General features: G+C 40.4%; 20 protein-coding genes. 12 read left to right on the forward strand and 8 right to left on the reverse strand.

The window, feature by feature from the left end; translation table 11 throughout:
* The first annotated feature begins 60 nt into the window (after positions 1-60).
* The gene (locus tag ACOB80_RS05440) at positions 61-885 is read left to right on the forward strand and encodes a M90 family metallopeptidase (protein ID WP_473164808.1); all 825 of its coding nucleotides are present in this window, start codon (positions 61-63) and stop codon (positions 883-885) included.
* 45 nt (positions 886-930) lie between these two features.
* On the opposite strand, the gene ACOB80_RS05445 is transcribed toward ACOB80_RS05440, so the two are convergent.
* Positions 931-1,467 carry a hypothetical protein gene (locus ACOB80_RS05445; RefSeq protein WP_473164809.1) on the reverse strand — a complete coding sequence of 179 codons (537 nt, stop codon included), beginning with the start codon at positions 1,465-1,467 and terminating at the stop codon, positions 931-933.
* Positions 1,468-1,712: 245 nt separating this feature from the next.
* Between ACOB80_RS05445 and ACOB80_RS05450 the strand changes: the two genes are divergently transcribed.
* The 5 genes from ACOB80_RS05450 to ACOB80_RS05470 all read left to right on the forward strand — a co-directional run bounded on the left by ACOB80_RS05450 (position 1,713) and on the right by ACOB80_RS05470 (position 10,205).
* Positions 1,713-4,682, forward strand: coding sequence for a sulfatase-like hydrolase/transferase (locus ACOB80_RS05450; RefSeq protein WP_473164810.1), 2,970 nt, complete (start codon positions 1,713-1,715; stop codon positions 4,680-4,682).
* On the forward strand, positions 4,682-5,155 hold the full coding sequence (locus tag ACOB80_RS05455; protein ID WP_473164811.1) for a hypothetical protein: 474 nt from the start codon (positions 4,682-4,684) through the stop codon (positions 5,153-5,155). The genes ACOB80_RS05450 and ACOB80_RS05455 overlap by 1 nt, the downstream gene beginning before the upstream one ends.
* A gap of 172 nt (positions 5,156-5,327) precedes the next feature.
* Positions 5,328-6,377 carry an efflux RND transporter periplasmic adaptor subunit gene (locus ACOB80_RS05460; RefSeq protein ID WP_473164812.1) on the forward strand — a complete coding sequence of 350 codons (1,050 nt, stop codon included), beginning with the start codon at positions 5,328-5,330 and terminating at the stop codon, positions 6,375-6,377.
* Positions 6,378-6,379: 2 nt separating this feature from the next.
* Entirely contained in the window at positions 6,380-9,508 is a 3,129-nt protein-coding gene (locus ACOB80_RS05465; protein WP_473164813.1) for an efflux RND transporter permease subunit, read from the forward strand.
* Between the two features lie 136 nt (positions 9,509-9,644).
* Positions 9,645-10,205: a carboxymuconolactone decarboxylase family protein gene (locus ACOB80_RS05470; RefSeq protein WP_473164814.1), complete on the forward strand. Its 561-nt coding sequence runs from the start codon at positions 9,645-9,647 to the stop codon at positions 10,203-10,205.
* Positions 10,206-10,283: 78 nt separating this feature from the next.
* Here ACOB80_RS05470 and ACOB80_RS05475 read toward each other — a convergent pair whose 3' ends face one another.
* Complete coding sequence (locus ACOB80_RS05475) at positions 10,284-11,261, reverse strand: alpha/beta fold hydrolase (protein ID WP_473164815.1); 978 nt, start codon at positions 11,259-11,261, stop codon at positions 10,284-10,286.
* A gap of 150 nt (positions 11,262-11,411) precedes the next feature.
* Between ACOB80_RS05475 and ACOB80_RS05480 the strand changes: the two genes are divergently transcribed.
* The 3 genes from ACOB80_RS05480 to ACOB80_RS05490 all read left to right on the forward strand — a co-directional run bounded on the left by ACOB80_RS05480 (position 11,412) and on the right by ACOB80_RS05490 (position 14,062).
* Complete coding sequence (locus tag ACOB80_RS05480) at positions 11,412-12,089, forward strand: DUF4097 family beta strand repeat-containing protein (RefSeq protein ID WP_473164816.1); 678 nt, start codon at positions 11,412-11,414, stop codon at positions 12,087-12,089.
* Positions 12,090-12,444: 355 nt separating this feature from the next.
* On the forward strand, positions 12,445-13,197 hold the full coding sequence (locus ACOB80_RS05485; protein ID WP_473164817.1) for a sporulation protein: 753 nt from the start codon (positions 12,445-12,447) through the stop codon (positions 13,195-13,197).
* A 136-nt stretch (positions 13,198-13,333) separates the two neighbouring features.
* Positions 13,334-14,062, forward strand: a complete 729-nt coding sequence (locus tag ACOB80_RS05490; protein ID WP_473164818.1) for an esterase/lipase family protein — start codon at positions 13,334-13,336, stop codon at positions 14,060-14,062.
* Positions 14,063-14,155: 93 nt separating this feature from the next.
* Here ACOB80_RS05490 and ACOB80_RS05495 read toward each other — a convergent pair whose 3' ends face one another.
* The 4 genes from ACOB80_RS05495 to ACOB80_RS05510 all read right to left on the reverse strand — a co-directional run bounded on the left by ACOB80_RS05495 (position 14,156) and on the right by ACOB80_RS05510 (position 19,728).
* Positions 14,156-14,701: a hypothetical protein gene (locus tag ACOB80_RS05495; RefSeq protein WP_473164819.1), complete on the reverse strand. Its 546-nt coding sequence runs from the start codon at positions 14,699-14,701 to the stop codon at positions 14,156-14,158.
* A 16-nt stretch (positions 14,702-14,717) separates the two neighbouring features.
* Positions 14,718-17,033: a collagenase gene (locus ACOB80_RS05500; protein WP_473164820.1), complete on the reverse strand. Its 2,316-nt coding sequence runs from the start codon at positions 17,031-17,033 to the stop codon at positions 14,718-14,720.
* A gap of 402 nt (positions 17,034-17,435) precedes the next feature.
* Positions 17,436-18,488 (reverse strand): aldo/keto reductase, encoded by a 1,053-nt coding sequence (locus ACOB80_RS05505; protein WP_473164821.1) that lies wholly within the window; start codon positions 18,486-18,488, stop codon positions 17,436-17,438.
* 145 nt (positions 18,489-18,633) lie between these two features.
* A complete protein-coding gene (locus ACOB80_RS05510; RefSeq protein WP_473164822.1) occupies positions 18,634-19,728 on the reverse strand; it encodes a c-type cytochrome in 1,095 nt (364 codons plus the stop codon).
* A 159-nt stretch (positions 19,729-19,887) separates the two neighbouring features.
* Between ACOB80_RS05510 and ACOB80_RS05515 the strand changes: the two genes are divergently transcribed.
* Both ACOB80_RS05515 and efpL read left to right on the forward strand, forming a co-directional pair.
* The gene (locus ACOB80_RS05515) at positions 19,888-20,859 is read left to right on the forward strand and encodes a M14 family zinc carboxypeptidase (RefSeq protein WP_473164823.1); all 972 of its coding nucleotides are present in this window, start codon (positions 19,888-19,890) and stop codon (positions 20,857-20,859) included.
* A gap of 39 nt (positions 20,860-20,898) precedes the next feature.
* On the forward strand, positions 20,899-21,471 hold the full coding sequence (efpL, locus tag ACOB80_RS05520) for an elongation factor P-like protein EfpL (protein WP_473164824.1): 573 nt from the start codon (positions 20,899-20,901) through the stop codon (positions 21,469-21,471).
* An 83-nt stretch (positions 21,472-21,554) separates the two neighbouring features.
* Here efpL and fadE read toward each other — a convergent pair whose 3' ends face one another.
* The gene (fadE, locus tag ACOB80_RS05525; protein WP_473164825.1) at positions 21,555-23,996 is read right to left on the reverse strand and encodes an acyl-CoA dehydrogenase FadE; all 2,442 of its coding nucleotides are present in this window, start codon (positions 23,994-23,996) and stop codon (positions 21,555-21,557) included.
* A 513-nt stretch (positions 23,997-24,509) separates the two neighbouring features.
* Here fadE and ACOB80_RS05530 point away from each other — a divergent pair.
* A complete protein-coding gene (locus tag ACOB80_RS05530) occupies positions 24,510-25,403 on the forward strand; it encodes a hypothetical protein (protein WP_473164826.1) in 894 nt (297 codons plus the stop codon).
* Between the two features lie 88 nt (positions 25,404-25,491).
* Here ACOB80_RS05530 and ACOB80_RS05535 read toward each other — a convergent pair whose 3' ends face one another.
* Positions 25,492-26,163: a hypothetical protein gene (locus tag ACOB80_RS05535; protein WP_473164827.1), complete on the reverse strand. Its 672-nt coding sequence runs from the start codon at positions 26,161-26,163 to the stop codon at positions 25,492-25,494.
* Between the last annotated feature and the right edge of the window lie 117 nt (positions 26,164-26,280).

The raw sequence follows: 26,280 nt of genomic DNA on the forward strand, positions 1-26,280 counted from the left end.
GGTTGAATTCTAGTGTGACAATACCATGTTTTTAATAAGGTTAGTTTACATCGGGTTAATATGCTCTCATATTTTTTACCAATTGCTATTGCTGTTCTTCTTATTGGGTATTCAGTTGGAAAACCATATTGGCGTGAGTACAAACGCAGCCAAATAAAACGACAGCCATTTCCCAAAGAGTGGCGAAGAATCATTCAGAGAAGAATGCCATTTTTTCGAAAAATGCCTGCTGATTTACAGCTGCAGCTAAAAGATCACATACAGGTTTTTTTATCTGAAAAGCAATTTGTTGGCTGTAACGGTGTAAAAATTACTGATGAAGTTCGCGTTACTATCGCGGCTCAAGCTTGTTTATTATTGCTTAATCGTAAAACAAATTATTACCCCAAGCTGACAACAATTCTTGTCTATCCTAGCGCATTTATTAAAACGCAGCAGTCAGCTGGCGCAGGTGGTGTTCAATTTACTGAAAGAAAAGCACTAGCAGGTGAGTCATGGGATATCGGTAAAGTTGTGTTGTCGTGGGATGATGCAGTTGAAGGAGCTGAAGTCCCAGATGATGGCAGAAACGTTGTAATTCATGAATTTGCTCATCAGTTAGATCAAGAAAACGGCCCTGCAAATGGAGCGCCTATTTTAGGTAAAGCGCAAAACTATCAGGAATGGTCAACAGAGTTTTCAAAGGAATTTCAGCAATTACAGCAGCGTGCTGAACACAATGTGCCTTCGATATTTGATTATTATGGGGCAACGAATCCGGCGGAGTTTTTTGCGGTTGCCAGTGAGGTGTTTTTTGAAAAAGCACAACCGTTTTACCAGTTGTACCCTAAGCTATATCGTCAATTAGCCCTGTATTATCGTGTTGACCCAATAAATTGGCACTAACAGATACCACATGCTAGTGCCCAGAGAGATTCAATTTGTTTTTGTTTAAGTGCGGCAACGATCCAAGTTTTCATTATTAGAAATGTGAATTTGAATATTATCGCCGTCAAATTCTTTAATACTCGGTTTTATTAACCTTTCAAACTCTTTAGCTGCTAGGCTGAGCCTTTCTGCACGTTGCTCAATCGCGGTGATATGTGGTTTATGAGCGTCAACGATGCGCTTCATTTGCTCTGCAATTTCTTTGTGCTCTTTTACCAGTGCCTTGTTCACCACAAGCTTGTCTTCAGTTTCCATGACCAATTGATCAGAGAGTTTCTCGAGCTTTTCTTCATAAAAAGCTAATTCTTTCTCCATTTCGTGTGTTGGTTTTTCAAAATCTTCAAAGCTATGTTCGTTTTCTTTTAAATTTTTATATGCCTTAAGTTGCTCTTCAGTCAGCTTGACTTCGGCAAGCTTGGTACACTCCTGATAGACGAATATTTTGGCTTCACTGCCGAACGTTGACTCTGCGTTAGCCCAAAAAGTTAAAGCGAATGTTGACGCTGCTAAAACAGACAAAGATAGGTGTTTCATTTTCATGTGTATGCCTTTACTTGAGTGGTTTATAAGTAGAGTCGAGGCAAGTAAAGAAAAAGTTTGTTTTATTATAAATATTTTTTGTTCATCTCCAGTTTTGCACGTCACTCCGTTTGTTTTTCCTTATTGTTTGCACAATTCCTGACTATTCTTTGTGTATTGTTCGTGTAATTTGCAAATCACATTAATCATTTCGTTTATGCATTAATTAGTGCACTTGAAATAGCTGTAAATAGGAATGTCGCAAAATGAAAAACAACACTGGGTTCATTGGTATAGGGTTAGCTTTCTTGTTAATTGGTTGTGGTGGTGGGGGCTCTTCGAGCTCGGCTTCAACTTCACCTTCAACACCTGAAGTACCGAGTAACCAGTCGCCTATTGTTGCTTTAGCAATCGCTGATCAAGATGTCACCTTTGGTGACGAATATCATTTTGATTTTACTCAAAGCGGTACGACTTTTTCGGATGCCGATGGTGATGCGTTAACTTATGTGGTGTCTATTACACCAGATAACAGCGGCTTAACAAGAAGTGGTACGGACATTTCTGGTACGATAGCTACAACCGAGCAAATCAATATTTCAATTTCTGCTAGTGACCCAAGTGGCTCCTCTGTTAGTGAGAGTTACGCTATCAATGTTACTGAGATTAACTCCCCCCCCTTTGTAAGCTTGCCTATTGCCGATAAAACAGCCGTTGTCGGCGAAGAATTTAGCTTCGATGTCACCCAAAACGGGCAAACATTTACCGACCCTGATGGTGATAGCTTAACTTATACCGTTAGTTTATCGTTAAATAGTGTTGGCTTATCTGTCACTGGTACAACAATTTCAGGCACGCCTTCAACCGCACAACAAATTACTGTCGATGTTATAGCTGCTGACCCTGAACAGCTCTCTGTTACGGAGTCCTTTACCATTGTCATTAGTGAGCCGCCATCGAATACAGAACAAAAAAATATTCTATTCATCATCGCTGATGACATGGGGCAAGACTCTTCTTCTCAATATAGCTACTCAACTGACTTACCTGTAACGCCGACATTAGACGCGCTGGCAAATCAGGGGATCGTATTCGAGAACTTATGGGTAAATCCTATTTGTTCCCCTACAAGAGCAGCTATCATTTCAGGTAAATACGGGATTAGTACGAATGTGTTAGCACCGGGTGATGTGCTAGCCCAAGAAGAAATAACCATTCAAGAAAGTTTAAAAGCGAATCCTTCTACTGCTAATTATGCCACAGCAATGATCGGTAAATGGCATTTAGGGGGCGATAACAATAGGCCTAATGATTCAGGTATAGATTATTTTGCCGGCTTGCTTGGCGGTGGTGTACAAGATTACTATGATTGGACTATCACAATTAATGGCGAAGATAGCGCTCGCACTTCATACACAACAACCGAATTTACTGATCAAGCAATTAGTTGGGTAAATGATCAAAATCAACCTTGGTTTTTATGGCTCTCATACAATGCGCCCCATACACCTTTTCATTTACCGCCAGAAAACCTCCACAGCCGAGATTTAAGCGGTGAAGCCTCAGATATAGACAACAACCCTAGACCTTATTATTTAGCCGCTATTGAAGCGATGGACAGCGAAATTGGCAGACTTCTTTCCTCAATGAGTGACTCAGAGAGGGAAAATACTGTAATCATCTTCATTGGAGATAACGGAACGCCTGGCAGGGCAAGAGATAATAGCGCGACAGTTCAAGGCACGAAGGGCGATATCTACGAAGGAGGCATGAGAGTACCAATGATAGTGGCTGGTGCAGATGTATCAAGGATGGGGCAACGTGAAAGCGCGATTGTTAACGGAACAGATTTTTACACCACAATTTTAGCGCTAGCTGGCCAAGACGTAGTACCAATTCACGATAGCGAATCGTTTGCTCAACTGTTAACGGAGCAAAATACCGGTACGCGCGACTATATTTTCACTCAAAATGAAGAAAACTATGCGTTGCGTTCTCAGCGTTACAAGCTAATTCAAGGGCTAGATGGTACTCGAGAGTTATACGACTTAAACCAAGATGCAGCAGAAGCAAACAATATCATCGATCAAAGCGCTTCAATAGCGAGTGATTTTCAACAACTTGAAACCGCGATGAGTCGCATTATTAACGACGGTTGGATTGTGAATGAATCTGATAATCGATCGCCATATTTAATGGACGGTGGTGAGTTTGTTGAGGTCAATGTGTTAAATATTGAGGACGATGGTACTAGTATTTCAGTGAATGCGAAAGCTGTTCCTAATTATCGTGTTGTTGTTACTGAAGAGCTTTTGACTGTTTACCAAAGTCGCCCTGATTCAGCATTTCGAAATGGACAAACCCTTGGTTTAGGGCAAGAAATTGAGTGGGGTGAAGATATTGGGCTTACAGCAAATTGTGGTGCAACTGGCGGTGATGGTTGGTGGCCACAAACGGGATCGGCTTGCCCTGAAGCACAAACAGACATGACTTTACAGTTCCCTAAAAATCCAACGCCAGCAATTAACGAATGTGAAACAGGCCTAGGACCTGTTGGTTTATGGGTGAATGGTGTCCCAATCTACAATTGGTCAGATGCCAGTTCATACAACAATGAAGGTGTTTGGGCTAACTATGCTGAACCATTTAGATCTGCGGCAATGGATGTATGTAATGGCCACGCGGGTAATGGCATGTACCATCATCATAGTTATAACACTTGTTTAAAGCAGCAGCTTGGCGATAAAGGGGATAGACACTCGCCTATCTACGGCTATGCTGGTGATGGATACCCAATACATGGTCCATATCACAGCAAAGATACTTTAACAAAGAGCTGCTGGAAAAAACGCGAGTATACTGCAACGAGTGCCACAGGCTGCGGAAGTGATGGCGATAGAACCTGTATATTCGTTGATGAAGAAGATATTAGCTTAGGTGTACAAAGTGTCGCTGCTGGGCCTAAAACAAGTGACATTATCAACTTCTTTTCTGCAGGTGAAGGTGTCGCGGAATCAGGTATTTTCTATCAAGATTATTACTATGATGCGAGCTGTACAGCTCAAGGAGATGAATATTTAGATGAGCACAGTGGCCATGACCATGATGGCTTAGGGTACCACTACCACACGAGTGTTGATGAAAATCTTCAACCAGTTTTTCCATTAGTGAACGGTCCTGACTATTACGGCGCAGTTAACAATGGTTCATTTCAATGCTTTAGGAGTAATTTCTAATGAAGGTATTTACTTTCCTCGTGTTATTAGTCGCTCCGTTAGTTTTAGTTGTCAAAGCGCATGAAGTTAATGGCAGTAATATAACCGTAACTGTTAAAAACCATCAGGTTGAGGTGTTGCAATCAACGCCATATGGCGATGCTAAAAAAATACTGGCGAACTTAGGTAAGCAGCCAGTTGAAAAAGAGGGCATCCTACAAGCTATGGCTGAGCAATGGAGAATCGAAAGTAACTCGCAACTCTGCCGCCTAGATAAACAAGCCGTACGGACGGTGCATCATGATTCTCAGTTACAAATGCGTTATTTATTTAGCTGTGAGCTAGGAACAAAGCCAGATATTGTTGCTTTGCCTTGGCTAAATCAAGCACCAGACGATCACTTTATCATTATGCAGTTAGTTATTGATAAACGTGCAAAGACGATCATCTTTCAAAAACAAGATTTAGTTATCGATTTACAATCTCACACTTAATTTAGTGACTGACATTTTTAAGACATAAAAGCTGCTAAGCTTATTTTCAGGAAAAGAATGTCGACCATTTATCGTAAATATCTGATTTTTTATCTTTAAATAGATGAACAGTGGCTCGACTTCTTATATTCTAATGCAAATAATTATTATTTAAGTTTTTAGGTCGTAAGAAATGTTGAGAAGCGCAACACTACTATTTTCTCTGTTGCTTGTGTTGGCAGTAAATGCTGAGCAGGCAACGAAAGTTAAAGTGATAAAAGGTGAAGCCGGAAGTAATGAAGAAGTACTTTCTTTATCTGGCACGGTAGAATCGGCTCAAAACGCAAGTTTAGCACCGCTAGAATCAGGTGTTGTTGCTAGTGTGTTGGTCGAAGCGGGTGACAGAGTTAGCAAAGGGCAAACGCTACTGGTTCTTGATGATAAATTGGCAAAAATCGCATTACTTCAAGCCGAGGCTGACATGCAAGCAGCTTCTGCTTCTTTATCTGAAGCTGAGCGACTGTTAAAAGAAGCGGTTGATTTGTCGACTAAAAAAGTGATCGCCAAATCAACAATAGATGAAAGGCGTTCACAAGTAGCGATTAGCCAAGCAGAGTTAGCAAAAGCTAAAGCGGTTGTCATGCAAGCAAAAGAAGAGTTAGCCCGCCATCAACTGAAAGCGCCATTTGCAGGTGTAATTGCCGAGAGACAGATTGATATCGGTGAATGGATTACGCAGCAAACGGTTGCTTATACGCTAATCGCACAAGACAAATTGCGAGTATCTATCGCTATACCACAAGAGTATTTATTGCAACTAACTGACATTGAAAACTTAGGGGTAACAGTTATTCCCGATGCGACCAGTGCCTCAGCAATGTCTGCAACACTGACTAAAATAGTAAGAGCCGCAAATAGCACTAGCAGAGCGGTAACTGCTTGGGTTGATTTACCTGCACAAAATGAAATGGTATCAGGCATGTCAGCAAAAGTGTTAGTGGCCTTTCCAAGTGCTGACGCAAACTTAGTATGGCTTCCTAAATCAGCATTAAAAGTTCACCCAGATGGTGGGAATAGTGTTTTTGTAGCTGAAAGTGGCATCGCTAAAAATATTCCTGTTGTTGTCGCTAGAACCGAAGGCAATAAAGTTGCTGTTTCAGGTGTTGAAGATACACAAAACGTTATAGTTTCTGGCGTGGCAGTATTGAAAGCTGGCGCTCAAGTTTCTATTAGTGGTGAATAGCCATGATTAAAGAAGCTGTCTCAAGAGGCATATTAGTCGCCGTTGTTGTATTAATTTGCAGTATTTTAGGTATCGTAGGTGCGTTAAATATTCCTGTGCAAATGATCCCTGACCTAGAAGTTAGAACTATTACTGTACAGACAGGGTGGCCGGGGGCAACGCCACAAGATGTTGAAAAAGAAATATTAATAGAGCAAGAGCGTTATCTACGTGGGCTTTCCAATTTAAAGCGCATGGTTTCATATGCAGATATGGGCTCTGCATCGATTGAATTGGAGTTTCCTTTTGGCGTTGATGCAAATGATGCGTTAATTCGGGTAAATAACGCCCTTAGCCAAGTGCCTGCGTACCCAGAAAATGTTGACCAGCCAAGGCTATTTTCTAGTTCTTTCTCTGGCAATGCCTTCATGTATTTTTCATTAAAGCCACAAGCTGGAAATCCGCTATCACTTGATGTTGATATGCTAAGGGATTTTGCCGAGGACTTTATTCGACCTCGCATGGAAAGTGTACCCGGTGTTTCTGAAGTGCGTGTTGGCGGTGGTGCTCAGCGTCAAATTCAGATTAAAGTGGACGCCGCACGCTTAGCACAACGTGGTATTAGCTTACCTGAATTAAGAACAGCAATTCGTAGTCGTAACCGAGATACATCCGCAGGTGATATTGAAAGTGGAAAGAGCCGATACTTATTGCGAGTAATTGGGCGCTTTGAACATATTACTGAGCTTGAAAATGTAATTGTTGCCAGGCGCGATGGAGCTGACATCCGTTTAAAAGATGTAGCAACAGTGGAGTTAGATCACTTTGAAACGCGCAGTATGTCGTTTAAAGATGGTGAAAGAACTCTGAGTTTATCTGTTAGACGTGAAAGTGGTTCTAATGTATTAGCTATTAAAGAAGCAATGCTACCTGTGGTTGAAGACATCAATAAGCAACTGCTTGTACAGAATGGCTTAGAACTTATTCTAACGAGCGATGATGTAAAGTACGTGAAAAGCTCATTAGAAAATGTCTGGGTTAACTTAGCATTAGGTGCTTTATTAGCAACGCTCGTCATGTATTTGTTCCTGCGTTCTGGCAAAGCGACTCTAGTTGGCGTTATGGGCATACCGCTTTGTACCATTGCCGCGTTTCTAGCGTTAATGGCCTTTGGTCGAACTATCAATGTTATTTCTCTTGCGGGCGTAGCATTTGCTATAGGTATGACGGTAGATAACACCATCGTTGTGCTTGAATCTATTGTGCAAGCAAAGCGACAAGGTATCAGTAAAATTGAAGCAGCGATTAAGGGGGTTACTGAAGTGTGGCCTGCTGTACTTGCCTCTACGGCGACTACGGTATTAGTTTTTGCACCTATTTTATTTGTTGTTCAAGAAGCAGGTCAGCTTTATTCAGATATTGCTATCGCCATTTCTGGCGCTATTATCGCTTCGATGTTAGTGGCTATTTTTGTTGTTCCCGTTGCATTAGCAAAATTAAGTAAAAAAGAAGATTTAAAACAAGGTAAGCAACTAGTTTTATCTGATAAATGGCTTTCATTGGCAAAAGGATTTACCGCGACTACACAGCGCGCAAGAATTTTTTCTGCTGCGTTTGTTGTCCTAGTTTTAGGCAGTGCATACGTATTTATGCCAGCAGCTGAGTACTTACCAGAAGGAGAAGAGCCAAAAGCGTTCTCGATGATGATTGCTCCGCCTAGCTACAACTTGTCTGAAATGACGGTAATCGGCGAAGAGCTAAGAGAGTATTTAGATCAATTCGTTGCGATGGAAAATGACGAAAGTTACTTAGCCGGAAATGCTGATATGCCTGCACTTGAATACTATTCAATGTCGGTTTCTGTTGGTCGAATTTGGTTATTAAGTGCGCCTAAAGATCCTACGTACATTAACGATATGATGGAGGCAATAACCACCAAGTTTAGAAGCTACGATAACATGCGTGCTTTCTCTTCTCGTGGTTCGATTATCTCCAGTAACGATGGTGGTACAAGAGCGGTTGCCGTTGATATTGCAGGCAGTGATATTAATGAGCTTTATGCGGCAGCAGACGCTGTTTATCAGCAAGCTAGTGTTGTCTTTGATAACCCGCAAATTAACTCAGATCCCGGCTCTTTAACACTAGACCAGCCATTGATTGAAATATCGCCAAGATGGCAGCGTTTAGCTGAGCTGGACATTAACAATAGTGATTTTGGTTATGCTGTTGCTGCCATGAGTGATGGTGCTTTTGTTGATGAATTTATTCTTAATGACGATAAAGTAGATATCTTCCTGTTTAGTGGTGCTGGTAATCAGCAAAGCTTAGAGCAATTGGCGAATACGCCTATGGTAACGCCAAATGGAGATATTCTGCCGTTAAAAGCACTTGCAGATTTAACTGAAAGCCAAAACAGTAACTCGCTTCGCCGTGTTGATGGTAATCGTACGGTGACGGTTTATATTATTCCTCCGAGAGATGTCGCATTAGAAATTGCTGAACAGGTTGTTCGAACCGAATTGCTTCCAGCCCTGTGGCAAGAAGGTAAAATTGCCCAAGGTATAAACGTAAGTATTAGCGGTGCCGCTGATCAGCTAGAAGAAACTAAAGCCTCTCTTAGCAATAACTTCCTTATCGCTGTTGTGCTTTGTTATTTATTACTGGTGGCTATTTTTACCCATTGGCGTTATCCGCTATTCATTCTAGCGACAGTACCGTTAGGCATGGCGGGTGGCTTATTAGGCTTAGTGACGGTAAATGGTATAAGTTCTGTATTTGCCGCGATTGGTTTGCCAAGTATCCACCTACCGTTTGATATGATCACCATGTTAGGCTTTTTAATCTTGCTAGGTACTGTCGTCAACAACCCAATTCTTATCGTTGATCAAACGCGTCGCTTTGTTGTTGAGCAGGGAATGGAAGTTAAGAAAGCGGTAATTCAGTCAGTTGAAAAGCGCCTTAAGCCTATATTAATGTCTACGGCTACAACCATTTTTGGTCTTGCGCCGTTAGTTCTGATTCCTGGTGAGGGAACTGAGCTATACAGAGGTGTTGGCGTTATTGTATTAAGCGGCATTTTCGTCTCTACCTTTATTAGCCTGACATTTTTGCCTGCTTTGCTTGTAGCTGTAATTAGCAAGCCAAAAGCATAAATAATAATTCTCTGATGATAAAAGAGCGGTTTACCGCTCTTTTTTTTATCTGCTGCTAGACTGAACTCTAGCGTTGTATTGTTCGTAAAATAGTCACTTTATTTTTAAAATCATCACTTTTAATAAAGGAGATATTATGTCGATTTTCACTTTACATACTGTTGAGTCAGCACCAGAAGGTAGTAAGCCGAGTTTAGAAGCCGCTAAGAAAAATATGGGAGCAATTCCGGGGTTGTATAGTGTTATGGCGGAATCACCTGAAACGTTAAAAGCGTATCAACAGTTACATCAACTTTTTACGCAAACGTCGTTTAACGCGGAAGAGTTAACGGTTGTGTGGCAAACAATAAATGTCGAACATCGGTGTCACTATTGTGTACCTGCACATACAGGAATAGCACACTCCATGAAAGTGTCATCCGACATTATTGACGCATTGAGAAATGAAACTCCGTTGCCGAGCGACAAGTTAGAGGCCTTAAGAGAATTTACCTTAGCCGTGGTAAGAACTCGAGGAGAAGTATCTCAAGAGCAAGTTCAGCGGTTTTTAGATGCAGGTTATACCAAGCAACAAATCTTAGAGGTTATTCTAGGTTTATCGCAAAAAGTTATCAGTAACTACGTCAACCATATTGCAGAAACGCCCGTTGATCCATTTTTTGAAAAATATACTTGGCAACCAGCAGGTGGTAGTTAGGAATTCCTGCTCACGTAATTAAACTCATTTAGATGGGCGCGCGGCAGAGTAAGAGTGTCAGTGGTCGAAATAGCCGAGCTATTTTAACGCTATAGATTCCGTTTTACTCAAACTCTCAACTGTCATCGACTTTTGTTTCTTTTTAAGTTTTTTCTCTGCTCGTTTGATTTCCGCTTTATCAATGTGCTTTGAAACCCATTTAACTAGTTTTTTCATTAATACTGGTGGAAAGTCGTGTCCCATGCCTTCAATAATTTTTAACTTTGACTTTCTAATGTGCTTAGCGGTTTCTTTGCCGGACGATACAGGAATTACAGGATCTTCAGAGCCATGAATCACCAACGTTGGGGCTTTAATTCTTGGCAGTAGTTGTTTTCGACAACCGCTCGACGTAATCGCAACTAACTGGCGCTTCACTCCAATTGGATTATGGGCTCTATCTACATGATATTCGGCATTTTTAAGCAGCTTTTTTTTCTCTATTGGGTAGCTTGGGCTACCAATTAATTGGTTTAATTTTACATTGTATTGAATGGCAGATTCCCTATTAGGTTTGTTCGGATGTTTGGCAAGTTGCAAGGCAATGTTGATTAAGTTTTTATGTAAGCCAGGTGTTCCTGTACTAGACATAATCGACGTTAAACTAATGACCTTCTTTTTATGTTTTGCGGCAATAATTTGTGCAATCATCCCCCCCATAGAGGCACCGATTAAATGTGCCTTTTTCACACCTAAAGCCGACATTAAATCTAATACATCTTGTGCCATGTCTTCTAAAGTATATGGTGCAGAGCTGGGTATTCGAGCCTTTTGGCTTAACCATGATTTTACTAGGCTAGGTGAGCCTAGATTGTTTAATTGGCTTGATAAGCCAACGTCGCGATTATCAAATCTTATCACCCGATAGCCTCTTTCTACTAAGCCAAAGTAGAATTCATCCGGCCATACAGTTAATTGGCAACCAAGTCCCATGATTAAAATTACCGCGGGTGCTTTTTTGTCACCTTGGTCTTGGTAATGCAAAGAAATGCCTGAATCAAATGTGACGGTGTTCATATATAAATCAATCATCTAGCAGATAAAGCTAACTATAGTCATGTTAACCTGATTTTCTATGGTTGAAATTAATTAAAAACAATTTAAACCTTTTTAAGCGTAACCTTCACTAATTAGTTTAACAAGGCTAAACACGTTAAGGATATAAAAATGAACAAGATGATGACAATGGCTTTATTACTGACAAGTTCTTCACTTATGGCTTTTCATTATGGTCATGAAGGTGATGATTACGTAAAAGTAGACAGCAAAACCTTAAAGCTAGATGCCGACAGCATTAGTAGCTTTAATATTGATGCCGGCTCAGGCAAGTTAACTGTAATTGGCGGTAATCAAGATAACATTGAAGTATTGGCAGATGTTTATCAAAAAGAAGGAATAGAAGAGGATTATTGTTTAGCACTTGAAGAAAAAGGAAGCACTGCTGAATTAAAAGCCAACTCATGTCACCACAATTCTCAAACCAGAGTTGATGTGACGGTATGGTTACCTAGCTCACTTAAAACGAAGATTGAAGATGGCTCTGGTTCTATTACCGTTGAAAATGCCACAATTGCAGTGATAGATGACGGCTCCGGCTCAATTATTGTAAAAGACAATCATACTGCGCTAGTAATTAACGACGGTTCAGGCTCGATTAGCATTGAATCTAATAAAGGAAATGTAGATATTGACGATGGCTCTGGAAGCATTCGCGTGACAGACGTTATTGGCGAAGTAAAAGTAAATGATGGCTCGGGCAGTATTTACGTGGCTAATGCTGACAAATTCACTTTGTTAGGTGATGGCTCGGGCAGTGTAAACTTGGAAAACGTTACCCAACAATAATGGTTAGTATTAGCTAGATATAAATTACCTGTAATTGCTCATCTCTGTTTAGACAAATAAAAAGCCTCAGTCTTATTTTGCCAGCAGTGATGAGCAAACAACCCGTGGCTTGTGGTTCATCGTCGCTAATGTTAGCCAAGCATTTAACAGCTCTTTATCTACGCGTATCTAGAACGCCCCACACTAATCGTTACATTTTAGTTTTGACGTATCCTCTACAGCCCCCTAAATTTAAATCAATTTTCATATAGCAAACTTAGTAATAGTTTGTTTATTTACGAATGGCTGTTGAAAACAGCGCCCACGCAACAAATATCAATTAGAGATAGACCTTTGTGATTAATGGAGAGGTAATATGCTAAAAAAAATCTTAGCGAGTGTAGGAATAGGTAAAGCGAAAGTAGATACAATTTTATTGACAGATGTTTTACGTGCCGGTGAAAATTTTGATATTGAAGTGATCATTACCGGTGGTGATGTTGAGCAAGAACTTCAAGCGATTGAGCTTGCTGTTATGGCACAAGTTAAAGCGGAATCACAAGTAGGTGAAGAGGAAGTTGAGTATAACAAGAACATGGTGTTACAACATTGGCATCAACCGTTAGATATCATTGTTCAGCCAGGTGAGGTGATTACACAACAATTTACCTTGCCACTTCATAGCGAAGTGCCTGCAACCACGCTATTTGGTCAGTCAATTTCTAAGTGTTGGTTGCAAACAGGCTTAGATATCAAAATGGGAATTGATGGCTCTGACAAAGATCCATTGCACATTGAACCTTCTGATACCCAGTTAGCAGTATTAGATTACATCTCTCAGCAAGGCTATCGTTTATTTAAAGTAGACATTGAACAAGGTGGCGTGCGTGGTAATGGCTTTGCATCGCATTTACCTTGTTATCAAGAATATGAGTTTAAGCCAGAATCTCGTTCTTTTTTTGGTGCAAAAGAGCTCGAAGTTACTTTTGTTGATAATGGTGAGGAAACAGGCGTTTTGATTGAAATTGATCGCGCATTTGTTGGCGATGGTTATTTAAGTGTGTCGATTCCAAACGATTGTCGAACAATTGATGATGTTGCACCTTACATCTCAGGCTTATTGAATTAACTAAGTTTAGTCGCTAAAAAGCAATTTAGCTTTGGGTACTAAGTTATTGGATGTACTTGAATCTTGAGTGGTATTTGTTCTGAATAATTTGATAAAAACGCTTATTAAGGCGAATTGGCATAGAGCTTTTGTTTTATTGCAGTTAAGCGCAGTTTTGGCATTAACTGGCTGTGTATCTCCGCTTAATCTAGCTACCGCTAAAAATGAGCAAGTGATATTAATTCACGGCTTTGGGCGAAGCGACAGTGCGTTAAGAAAAATGAAAAGCGCACTTCATGAAGCTAATTATCACGTATGTACATTAGATTATGACACTGTTGGTGTTGAAATTGACGCGCTTTGGCAAGAGACAGATGAACAAATTGATGAATGTATTGACCGGAAACTAAAAACACATTTTGTCGGCCATTCATTAGGGGGCTTAGTTATTCGTCATTATTTATCACAACCTGATAAAAGAGCGAATATTACCAATTTAGGTGAAGTTATTCTGATCGGTACGCCCAATAAAGGAAGCGAAATCGCCAATGCTTATCAAGAAACCTTTTTAATGAGCTTTGCTGGAGAAGTTGGAGAAGCACTGCACACAGGAAAGGGGACGCTAGGTGCAACAATTAACCCAATTGACGCAAATATTGGCGTTATAGCTGGAAGTTTAGACTCTTGGTACTCAAAGGAGTATTTTGATTCTGCTAACGATGGTGTTGTTTCAGTAGAGTCTGCAAAATTACCATCAATGAACGATTTTATTGTGCTGCCCGTTGGTCATGCTTCGATGAAAAGGGATGATAATGTTATCTCTCAAATGATTCATTTTTTGAGGTTAGGAAAGTTTGATCATAGCCAATTAACGAGTTCGAATTAACAGCAATAGACAGTAGCAAATGTAGAAAAAGGGCTTACCATGTAAATTGGTAAGCCCTTTTCAATGTTAAGTAACTAGGGTTTTCTTAGTTATCTAAACTTTTCTTCTTAAGAATAATAAGCCAGTTAACATTAACGCTGCACTTAATGGCTCTGAAACGACTGCGAAGCTAGCTGATTGTGGACCAAAAGTTTCGATGTTTACATTGGCAAAATCGACGAATTCAGCGCCACCTGCTAGGTTTACAGTATGAATGCCTAATGATTGTGCCGTGAAGGTAAAACTCGCTAACACAAATGATGTTCCTTGATTTGCTGCTATCACAGCCTCATCGGCAAAAAAGTCAGCTGCATCTGATAAAAATAAGGTACCAGGTACAAAATCATCAGCAAAAGGGAAGCTACCTAAGCCATCATCAAAGCCATTGCCGAAAGACCAGCCTGTTAACATCAATTCTAACTCATTGAAGTTAATTTCTGCTGCGAATAAGCCTAAGGTATCAGTAACGTTGTTTGCTACTAGTTGGCCTGTGATTGTTTCATTCTGCTGGTAAGTGTCTTTGTCAAATTCGAGCGAAATCAACGTTGCTTGAGTAGACATGCTCACCATAAAAGTGAATAGAGCGATTATTTTTTTCATTGTTACTTCCTAATTATTATTGAGCGATTGCACAGCGAGGTAAATCACAAAGCTGCATCATTGGTCGAAGATCTCTGTTGTTTACTCGGCCGTCTTGGTTAAAGTCTAAATCTAACGATAGATCAGTCGGGTTTCTTAGCATGCTTCTAAATAAGTTGATGTCCCGAATATCGACTGCGTTATTACCATCTATGTCAGCAGGATTCGATTCTTGAGCAACACATTCACCATTGCCTGCAACGACACATGCTAGCCATTCATTGAAATCCGCATCAAAATTCGTTCCCCACGTCGTTAAAATATCTTGGTAAGGTGTAAATGAAGGAATAACTGGGTTTTCTTCTAACGGTTGACCACATGTCCACACCCACGAGCCTGATGCCCATTCGCTATCGTCGTGAGCATAAAACCAATTGTTTTCTGCTGCTGTGGTTTTGCGCTCCCAGCGCCAATCAAAGGTACAATCACCTGCAGGTAGGGCTTGCTTTTTCGCGCGCAAAGTAGGTAATAGGGTATTTTCTATTTCACTTGGCTGCTCTTCCATCATGTAACGTACGCTTAGGTAACCCCAATGATAGACACGCTCGGTGTCGCCATTGTCATAAGTGGTTTGAAATAAATCACTTAGTTGATAGGTGCCATTTAACGCAACGTTTAAAGCATTTGGATTATTGTTAGGTTGTGACAGATATTCCGCTAATCCTTCAGACCACCAAACGGTGTTTGCTGGTTGCTGGCTATAGCTTCCCCACTTATTGAATCGGCCATCTAAGTAGTGAATATATTCGTGCTCTAGGTTCCATACTTGGAATTCAGGTAGCCATGTTGCTTGGTGAGCAATAAATCTGGCTTGATTGCCTGTTTCCCACGGATTTCCTTCTAAATACATACCACCGTTATCTGTACCTATGCCGAAAAATGTGCCTGCGTAACGTTCGTAGTCGTTGTAAGAGCTAAATACAACCACTTCTAAATCGGTGTTTTCATCATTAGCTACAGGAGTATTGCTGTTCGTTCCAAACATTTGATGAAACTCTTGTTCTTTTTGCGACAAGCTTTGACACATGCTGGTAAGGTTTTCGTTTGAAATTGGTTCTTGGAAACGAATTTTTAAGCTAGAACTACAGGTGTGGTTTCCAGACAGGATTGCATCTTCTAAACTGAAGCTACATGCATCGCCATACAGGTCGCAATTTGCGCTGTCGTAGAAACCGACCGCTGCTTGAGCATTTAGCCAGCCTTGGCTGCCTGCACCAACATGACTGTAATCAGATAATATCGCTTGAATACTTGGACGAACAGCATCGGCGATACTACCACCAAAACGAAGGAAGCGAGAGAGTTCGTTTACACTATCAGACCATTGATATTCGCGTGTATGACCCACTAACCATTTACCGTCAGTATCGACAAACTGTTTTAAGTTATTGACTATCGCAGGGTTATTAAGCGCCTCTTGCTCTAGCTCAGCCGTTTGATCACTTGAAGCGTTGAACAAGTGCGTTAAAATGCGCGTTACACCATTTTCTTCATAGTACACACCCCAATCATCAGTTCTAGAAACGGAATTCGCATAGCCCAATAAAGAGCCTGTCATGTCAGTAATATAAGGGATACGATTAGTACCTGAACTATCGACTAAAATGAGCATTTCATAACGAAGCATAAAGTTTCTGGTCGCGCTTCCGTTATAAGTGTCAAAGGCATTACTTGAAAAGTAGCTAGTAAATGCTTGTTCTAAACCCGTAAGGTATTCTGTTGGAAAAACACGATTGTTACCCCATTCAGCCCAGTGCATCGCACGTAAATAAATAACCAGTTTTTCAAGTTCGGCTGCTTGGGTTGCGTTTGTTGCATCATATGTATTTAACGCTGTGTTTATTGCGCCGACAATCGTTAGTAAGCTTTGATCAGAAAAAACGTCTGTGCCTACCCAAGATGTATTAAATAATCCATATAAACAGTTATTTAAGTCGCCACCTTTTACGGCAGAGATTAAGTCTTCTCCAGCTAGGCCCGATAAATCGCTTGCCGCTGAACATCCTGCTGTAACAGAGCTCATCAGGCTATCTGTTGCTTGTCTGAACTTCTTCACCGGATGACCATTATTTTTATAAATACTGTCTAACGATTTATCTGCTCGCATCAACTCTTGAAATTGTTGCGGAGACATAGTTCGAGGTGGATTAAAGCCTTTATTTAAAGACGAAGTACTTTGTTGAGCATGGGATAGCGACTTAGCTAAAGCTCCTGCGTGTTCTTTCGCTATAACATTTCCTGTGCCAGCGCCGAGCATGATGCTAGCACAAAGCAAACTGTGTGAAATTTTCACGGTATATTCCTCTAGAATTGAGTTTGTAATTTTTATTAGTAGTGTACTTAGTACACAGTTAGAGTATATTGTATGCAATAAATTTTACAACGTTTTAATATAAAATTAACTTTGTTGTGTTAATTCAGTCGAGGTTAGAGGAACAAAGGATTTGACGTCTTTTCGAATATAAAATTTAAAATCCCATAAAATAAGGGGTTTTGTTGTTCACTTGCCTTGTTTCTTGAGTTTTTGAGCTCTGTCGTTAAGAAGCGATGTAGCTCAAGTGTAAAATAATTGTAATGTTAAAAGGGGGGGAAGTTTAACTTTTAGTCATTCTTTGCAAATGACTAAAAGCTTACTTGATGTCTAAATAAAACGTTTTACCAGTTACAAAAATCAACCTATATAAATTGCGATCATTTAGTAGGGTTGATGATTGTCTTTTAGCCAGCTTAACACACTAGCTTGTTGCTCTTGTGTCAATTCTTCGTTGAATGCAGAAAGGTTTTCTTCAAGCTGTGTTGTTGATGTAGCGCCAATAATGGTTGATGTTACCCCATTGACTTGGTCAACCCATTGTAACGCAAGCTGAGCAGGCGATTTACCCATTTGTTTGGCAAGAGACACAAAGCTTGAAATAGCTTGGTTAACTTGTGGGGTATCTCGAAATAAGCCATGTCTTTGCATTAAAGTCCATCGACTGCCATCTGGTCTGTTACCATCCAAATATTTACCCGAAAGAATACCAGTCGCAAGCGGTGACCAAGGTAGGTAGGCTAAATCTTCATGAACACAGGTTTCAATCACATAAGGCCAATCTTTGGTGTGGAGTAAGCTAAATTCATTTTGTACAGACACCATTCTGGGTAGCTTATGTTCTTTTGCGAGTGTTAAGTATTGGTGAATGCCCCATGGCGTGTCGTTTGATAAGCCACACGCGCGAATTTTCCCAGCAGCTACACAGCGTTGCAAGCCTTCAAGTACATCAAGCATACGCTCTTTTTCTTGCTCGGCATTGAAGTCAGTTAAGCTAAGATGATTCGGCCAGTGTTTAGCAAAATGAGGCGAGGCATAACAAGGCCAGTGTAGCTGGTACAGATCAATATAATCTGTTTGTAGTCTTTGTAACGAATCATTCACCGCGACTTCTAGGCTTTTACCATCAAAGGGCTTTCCGCCTCGAATATAAGGTAATCCAGGGCCTGCAATCTTTGAGGCGATGATTAACTGCTGGCGACGGCTAGGATTTGCAGCTAAATAATTTCCAATAATAGCTTCTGTTTTACCGTAGGTTTCAGGTGATGGAGGAACAGCGTACATTTCTGCTGTGTCAATAAAGTTTACGCCATGGTATTGCGCTAAATCTAATTGTTCATTGGCATCTTCTTGAGAGTTTTGTACTCCCCAAGTCATCGTGCCAAGGCAAACACGTGAAACTTCCATGTCACTGCTGCCTAATCGTACATACTTCATATCAGACTCCTTTTAACTATCATTCTCTTGTATTGTAAAGTTAATCGTAAGCGGTTTTTTGACGCAGTTTCTATAACTATTCTTATGATAACTTGCTTTTAAGCCTGTGCTTTTAGCTAATACTTTAGCAAGCACATACTGCCGTTTATCTTACGCCTTCGATATCACCTCGTGTTACCGGGTAACCTAAGTTCATCCAGCCAAATATTCCCTCCCAGAGTACCGCTGTGCGCGTATAGCCTTTGCGGCGAAGCTTATTGATTACATGATCAGCAGCAGCTCGAGGACAAGAACAATAAGCAATAATTTGCACATCTGTCGGTATGTCTTCTACCATTTCGTCAAGGTCGGCATAATAGGGCAGTGGTACTGAGCCTTCTATATGGGCAGTTTGCCAAACTGACGTAACTCTAGTGTCGAATAACACCATTTTTTTCTTTTCTATCAAGGCTTGGTTTAAATCTTTAGACATGACATACATGTTGTCTTTTAAGGTGAAGTTAGGGTCTTCACCTGTAGGGTTTACTACATATTCGTCTGGGGTAGGTAAGGCTTGAAGTACAGGTTTGTCCTGAGTCCAGCCACTTGCCTTACTGCGTAAAAAGGCGGTTATGTTATCGATTTCTTGTGATGAAAGCTTGTCTTCAAAAGCTTGCATAGGTGTGTCTTGTCGTCCGTGTCTAATGGCATATCGAATAACTTCATCGGTGTTGTGCGCTAGCGCTGAAGGGTTAGCAAGAGCAGGTGCATTGACGCCTTCTCCTTTCACACCATGACAGGTCGAACAGTTCTTTTGATATAGAGCTTCACCAGATTTTATATCGCCTTTAACAGGTAACGTGGAAAGCTTTACTCGCTGTGCGCCTGACATCTCAAATAGCCAATAGGTTAAGTCCCATGTTTCATCTAGTGTCATTGGGCCACCAACTTCATCTAAATAGCCGCCCATTGCTGTGCCTTCTCTGCCATATTGCATTGGTCTTAAAACTGCATGAGGAACACCCGATTGAAACAAACTTTTGCTGCGCAAAGACGGTGCATGATCATTGGCGTGTCCTTCGCGATCCGCGCCATGACATAAAGAACAGTATTTTTGGTAGTTTTGCTCTGCTACTTTTGCTTGCTGATCCGTAAGTTTTCTTGGTGGACCTAACTTTTCGTATTCGTATTGCTGAGCTAGCGAACTGCCGCAGACCAAAAGCGCAAAGCCAAGTAACGCGCTTTGATTTAACTTTTTCATGGTTTATTCCAAGGTTATGAAAACAATCATTTTTATTAAGGCTAGCATGAATAAAAATAAACCAGAATAGAAAAACGTAACAAAGTAAGAAACAGGTAAGATTCTGAAATAAAGTCAGGTTCTAACATTCTTGCGCTGCGAATCTACAAAATATTGTGTATGATGCGACTTTTTAACGTCTTGAGAAAAGTGATGACACAAGCTAATCAATATCCTATAGGAACGCCTGGAGAAAAGTGGGGAGCAGCCGAAAAGCAACAATGGTATAGCCTGCAAACGATTAAGCGCAGTTACCTTGAAGAAGTGGTCACAAAAATTAACGCATTATCGGATCAATTTTCGGTTAAGCAATATGGTTCGTTATCTGAAAACAGCGAAAAGTACCCTTTGTTTTTACTTGAAAGCAAAGGCTTTGATACTAACAAACCGGTAGTTGTTGTTACTGGCGGTGTTCATGGCTATGAAACCAGTGGTGTACACGGCGCGCTTTTATTTGCTGAGCAGTTCGCCAAAAACTTTACAGACAAGGTTAACTTTGTCATTGCACCTTGTGTCAGCCCGTGGGGCTATGAAACCATTAATCGCTGGAACCCTCAGGCTATTGACCCTAATCGTTCATTTTATCAAGACTCACCCGCAGAAGAGTCAGCAGCATTAATGGCGGCAATCTCAGCATATGGCGATAGCATTATTGCTCATTTCGATTTGCATGAAACAACCGATACCGATAACAGTGAATTCAGACCTGCGTTAGCCGCTAGAGATGCAGAGGTACATAGCAACTGGAATATTCCAGACGGTTTTTACCTTGTAGGCGACAGTGAAAAGCCTGAGCCGGCATTACAAAAAGCGATTATCGAAGCGGTTGAGAAAGTAACACACATTGCACCAGCTGATGACAATGGCCAATTGATAGGTGTTGAGTTAGAACAGTTCGGTGTTATTAATTATGCGGCGAAACCTTTGGGGTTATGTATGGGAATGACCAATGCGCCATTTGTTACTACGACTGAGGTCTACCCAGATAGCCCGCTAGTAGATGATGAAAATTGTAATAGAGCGCAAGCAGAGGTTGTGATCAGCGGATTAAACTATATTATATCGACAGAACAATTGACGATCGCGAAATAAGCTTGTTGTCACTAAACACAATATAAAAAGGTAAAACTTATGCCAAAGGCAAGTGAAGTAAAGAAAAACCAAGCCATTGAACATAATGGTGGCGTATATATTATTAAAGATATTGAGCGTTCAGTACCGCAAGGTAGAGCTGGTGGTAGTTTATATCGTATGCGTATGTATGATGTGGTTACTGGCGGTAAAGTGGATGAAACGTTTAAAGATGTCGACATGTTAAATTATGCTGATTTAATCCGTCGTCCAGCGATGTTTTCATACTTAGATGGCGAAGAATACGTGTTCATGGATAACGAAGATTACACGCCATATAACTTAAACAAAGATTCAATCGCTGATGAAGTGTTATTCATCAATGAATCTACGGCAGGCATTCAAGTTATTTTAGTTGATGGCAATCCGGTAGGTTTAGACTTACCTTCAAGTGTTGAGTTGGAAGTATTAGAAACTGACCCATCAATTAAAGGTGCTTCAGCGACTTCACGAACTAAGCCTGCAACGCTAAGCACTGGCCTTGTAATTCAGGTACCTGAGCATATTTCTACTGGTGATGTCGTGAAAATAAACACCGAAGAGAAGAAATTTATGGGGCGTGGAGATAAGTAATCTTTTCGTTAACGCTAAAAATTTTTCGAATAAAAAAGGAAGCCATTTGGCTTCCTTTTTTGTACTACTGAATGAAGTTTAGATTAACTTGCTTGTGACTGGGCAAAAGGGCCTGACACTAATTCGCTTGAATCGAAATCATCTACACTAATGACTTGTAAACGTAATTTCTCAGCTTCACGAAGTTGTTCAGCTTCTTGCTCTGAAATAACGGATAAGGATAAGCCTTTGTCTGCTAATCTGTCTAGATAGTAGAACGGGAACTTTTCGCCAGCTTCTTTACAAATCTTGTCGTAAATAGGTTCACAGGCAATCAAGCTAGTTAATGCTGTTTCCAATTGGCCCATTAAGTTTTCACCGTCATCAGTTAAGTACTGACCTTGGCCAAGGCGGCTTCTTGCCTCGCTTGGTGTTTGTAATATACGTGAAACTTTATGGTCGATTTTGTCGCTTGGTTTCTTCAACCAAGTGCCAAATGGGAAAATAGCTAATCTAAGTGCAATAGCTACTGCTTTATTAGGGAAGTTCGCAATAAGTTCGTCGATAGCTTCCTGACAACGGTATAAGCTATCTTCAACAGCCCAGGCTACTAATGCTTGGTCTTGGTGTTGACGGCCTTGGTCATCAAAGCGCTTTAAGCTTGCACTTGCTAAATATAAGTAGCTAAGAATATCACCCAAACGCGCTGATACACGTTCGCGGCGCTTCAAATCTCCGCCTAGCGTTAACATCGCAATATCCGACAACATAGCAAGGTTAGAGCTAAATCGTGTCAATAACTGATAGTAGCGACGGGTAAAATCGTTATATGGTGCAGAAACAAAACGCGAACCGCTCCAAGCTAACCATTTACTGCGAGCGATGTTGCTCATAGCAAATCCGATATGACCAAATAACGCGTGATCAAAATCTTCAAGTGCTTGTCTTTCATCTTCATTGTTGGCTGCAGATAACTCAGCTAGAACGTAAGGATGACAACGGATAGCTCCTTGACCGTAAATAATCATGCTACGCGTTAAGATATTTGCACCTTCCACCGTAATGGCAACAGGCGCACCTTGGTATCCACGTCCTAAATAGTTATTAGGGCCCATACAAATACCTTTACCGCCATGGATGTCCATCGAGTCGATAATGGCTGTACGTAGTTTTTCAGTAAGGTGATATTTACAAATAGCCGACACTACAGAAGGCTTTTCGCCCATATCGATAGCGCCCGTGGATAGAGTTGTAACGGCATCCATAAGGTATGCGTTACCGCCGATACGTGCTAACGGCTCTTCAACACCTTCCATTTTACCAATTGGTAATTTGAATTGACGACGAATTCGGCTGTATGCACCTGTTGCTAGGGCAATCGATTTAGTTGCACCAGCACTGTTAGAAGGCAAGGTAATTGCACGGCCAACAGATAAACATTCAACTAGCATACGCCAGCCTTGTCCGGCCATTTTAGGACCACCAATAATAAAGTCTAACGGTACGAATACTTCGTTGCCTTTAGTTGGGCCGTTTTGAAATGGAACGTTTAATGGGAAGTGGCGGCGACCGGTTTCAACACCTTCAATATCGGTCGGAATTAGTGCACAAGTAATGCCTAAGTCTTCGGTATCACCAAGTAATCCGTCAGGATCGCGTAATTTAAATGCTAAGCCCAATACGGTCGCAACTGGCGCAAGCGTAATATATCGCTTGTTCCAAGTAAGCTTCATACCAAGAACCGTTTCGCCTTCAAATTCGCCTTCGCACACAATACCAAAATCAGGAATAGCGCCAGCGTCTGAACCCGCTTCTGGGCTCGTTAAAGCAAAACAAGGGATTTCTTCACCTTTTGCTAAGCGTGGTAAATAGTGGTCTTGCTGCTCTTTAGTACCGTAATGTTGCAACAACTCGCCTGGGCCTAAAGAGTTTGGAACACCTACGGTACTCGCTAACACTGTGCTAACACCGGAAAGTTTTTGTAAAACACGAGACTGGGCATAAGCACTAAACTCTAAACCGCCGTATTGGCGTTTGATGATCATCGCAAAGAATTTATTGTCTTTTAAGTATTGCCATACTTCAGGAGGCATGTCTGCACGATTATGAGTCGTATCCCAATCGTCAACCATACGACAAACAGTTTCTACAGGACCGTCGATAAACGCTTGTTCTTCAGCAGTTAAACGCGGTTGAGGGAAGTTATGTAGTTTCTGCCAATCTGGAGCACCACGAAATAAATCAGCTTCAAACCAGGTTGTACCTGCATCGATAGCTTCTTTTTCCGTGCTAGACATTTCTGGCATGATCTTTTGGAACATACGCAGTAGAGGTTGGCTGATTTTTTCTTTTCGAAAACTCTTAACATTCACTGGAATAGCGACGATGGCAAAGAGTAACCATGTCCAAAAGCCGAGAGGGCCGAAGAATGTGCCTAGCGCTAAAAAGCCGGCAAACGATAAAGTAAACGTCGGCAACGACACGCGGTTATATAGCATAAAGCCAATAACAGCTATCGCACCTATTATCCAAGTTAGTAATTCCACATTTCACCTTTTTAAAATTTTGCTTAAGAGGTCTGACCACTTAATCTTAAGCATAGTACTGTCTGTTAATAATTGCAACGGAATTTAGTCAAGCGGTTAACAAATACCCATTTAAGATGATCAGAGCATGACTTTCTCATGACAATAAGTACAATCACTTAATAATGATTATAGTAAAGGTTGTGTGTAGATGTGTGAATTGCTAGCCATGTCGGCTAGATAGAAAAACATACCGAACATATTGATCGCAATACTTTATTTATTTGAAATATAGTTTTTGCCTATACGTTCGGCACATGTTGAACATAGAATACTTAAACTAAGTGTCACTTTTACTGACACTGTAGTTATAAAATTTACGGATAAACAACTTAAACCAAAACCGCAAGAAGAAAAACGGTATTATCTGAATTCTGAAAATTCAAGAGTTACTAGCAAAATTGAATCAAGAAAAGCAGTGTCTTCAAATGAGCCAGTGAAGCTCAAAGTCATTTAAAACTATAGGGATTAACCATGGATAAAGAAGTAGTTAAACAAGCTGTTATTGAGGCTATGAATGATACATTAATAGATAACTGGCTACTGTACTTATTTCTGATTTGTATTGGTTTTATCGTTTCGTTCATCGGAGGGTTTTATCAAGGAGGCGGTAAAAAGCTGGGTGAGCTTAAAACGATTGAAGCGAATCTAGATATTCTTGTAAAAAAAGCAAAGGCTGAAGCAAACGTGTCAGAGAACGAAAAATACAAAGTAATTGAAGCTAATTTAGATATTCTGGTAAACAAAGCACAAGCCGAATCAAATGCGTCAGAGAATGAAAAATATAAAGCGATTAAAGCTAATTTAGATATTCTTGTTGAAAAAGCAAAGGCTGAAACGGGCGCGTCAGAGAATGAAAAATATAAAGCAATACAAGACAATTTAAAAACCATCATTAGACAAGTTGATTTAACAACTACAACATCTGAAGAAATTAAACAGTCAATTGAACACAGCAAATGGCGAGAAAAAGAGCTAGAAACTATAAAAAGAAATAAATTAGAGATGTATTACACCTATATTTCAGCAACGACAGAACACCTTCAAAATGAAGGATTTGACAGGGTGCTTGATGTTGATAGTGACTATGACGATCAAGTAGTTGATAAAGCACAAATGCTACAATCTCTATATTTTCCTGAGTTACTTGAGCCACATTTAGAGTTTTGCAAAGTAGTGCTTGAATATAGAGATTGGCTATCTCAGGCACTAAAGGAAAAAATGAATTACAAAGCTAACAAGGATACAGTTCCTAATCCTTTAGAATTACATTTGAAAAGACAACGAGAACTTTTAAATGATTTATCAAAAGCAGCTCGTAAACCTTTGCGAGCAACAGAAGAACTAGCAAAACAGATTAATTTCTAAATTACGTAGCGCCTTCCGAATTTCCGCAATTTACACTGCGCTATTTGTTTTTTGGAACCTGAATTTTCTTAATCTACCCAACCAGAACCTATTTATCCTCAAAAAAATAGAGAGAATCTACTAGTTTTGCAAGATCATAAATAGTGTTATCTTCAACAATCAAAAACTCAGAAATAGCTGTGACTGCGATTTGATAAGTAGTTTCATTTTTATAGTTGGCACCCATAAGAGCCTTAAGAAATTCGTCAAGTTTTATTGCTAGTTCTGTAGTCTCTTTATTTATAAGTTCTTTGGATTTTCCGGTCGAATGGAACCCAAATTTAGACACGGTCCAGGTGGAGATTATGTCATCAAACAACATTTCTTCAAAACTGTAGATATCACGGTAAAAGTAACGAATAAAAACCACAATATATCGTTGTGCAGTGCTGTCGATGGCAGATTTGTTTTTCACGATTGACTTCTCTTGAATGAGGCTTTTGGTAGCACTTTCACCTAAAGGGACTCCGGAGTATCTATTTATTACACTGGTAGCCCAAGTTCTAATATCCTTATCACCTTCGCTTGGGGTTTCAGATAAAATTTTAACAGCCAACTCTACAAATTTTCCTTCTAACTCTCTTTCTTTCAGAGCATCGGAGTAGTTATAACCAACTATTGCAATAGTTGCTGGAATTAGAGCTGTTCCCACAAACGTTGTTATCTGGGTTAAGTCGATTTTTCTTTTTTCTTTTTTACTGCTTTCTTTTTTACTTTCCATGATGGCAATATCCCGTGTTCGATAACATTCGAGCACCCATCATATCAATGTTCATCGTGTATAGTGAGAAAATTCAATTATAAGTATAGGCTAATTTATCAGCATTTAAGCCGATGT

The organism is Thalassotalea coralli (assembly GCF_055786205.1).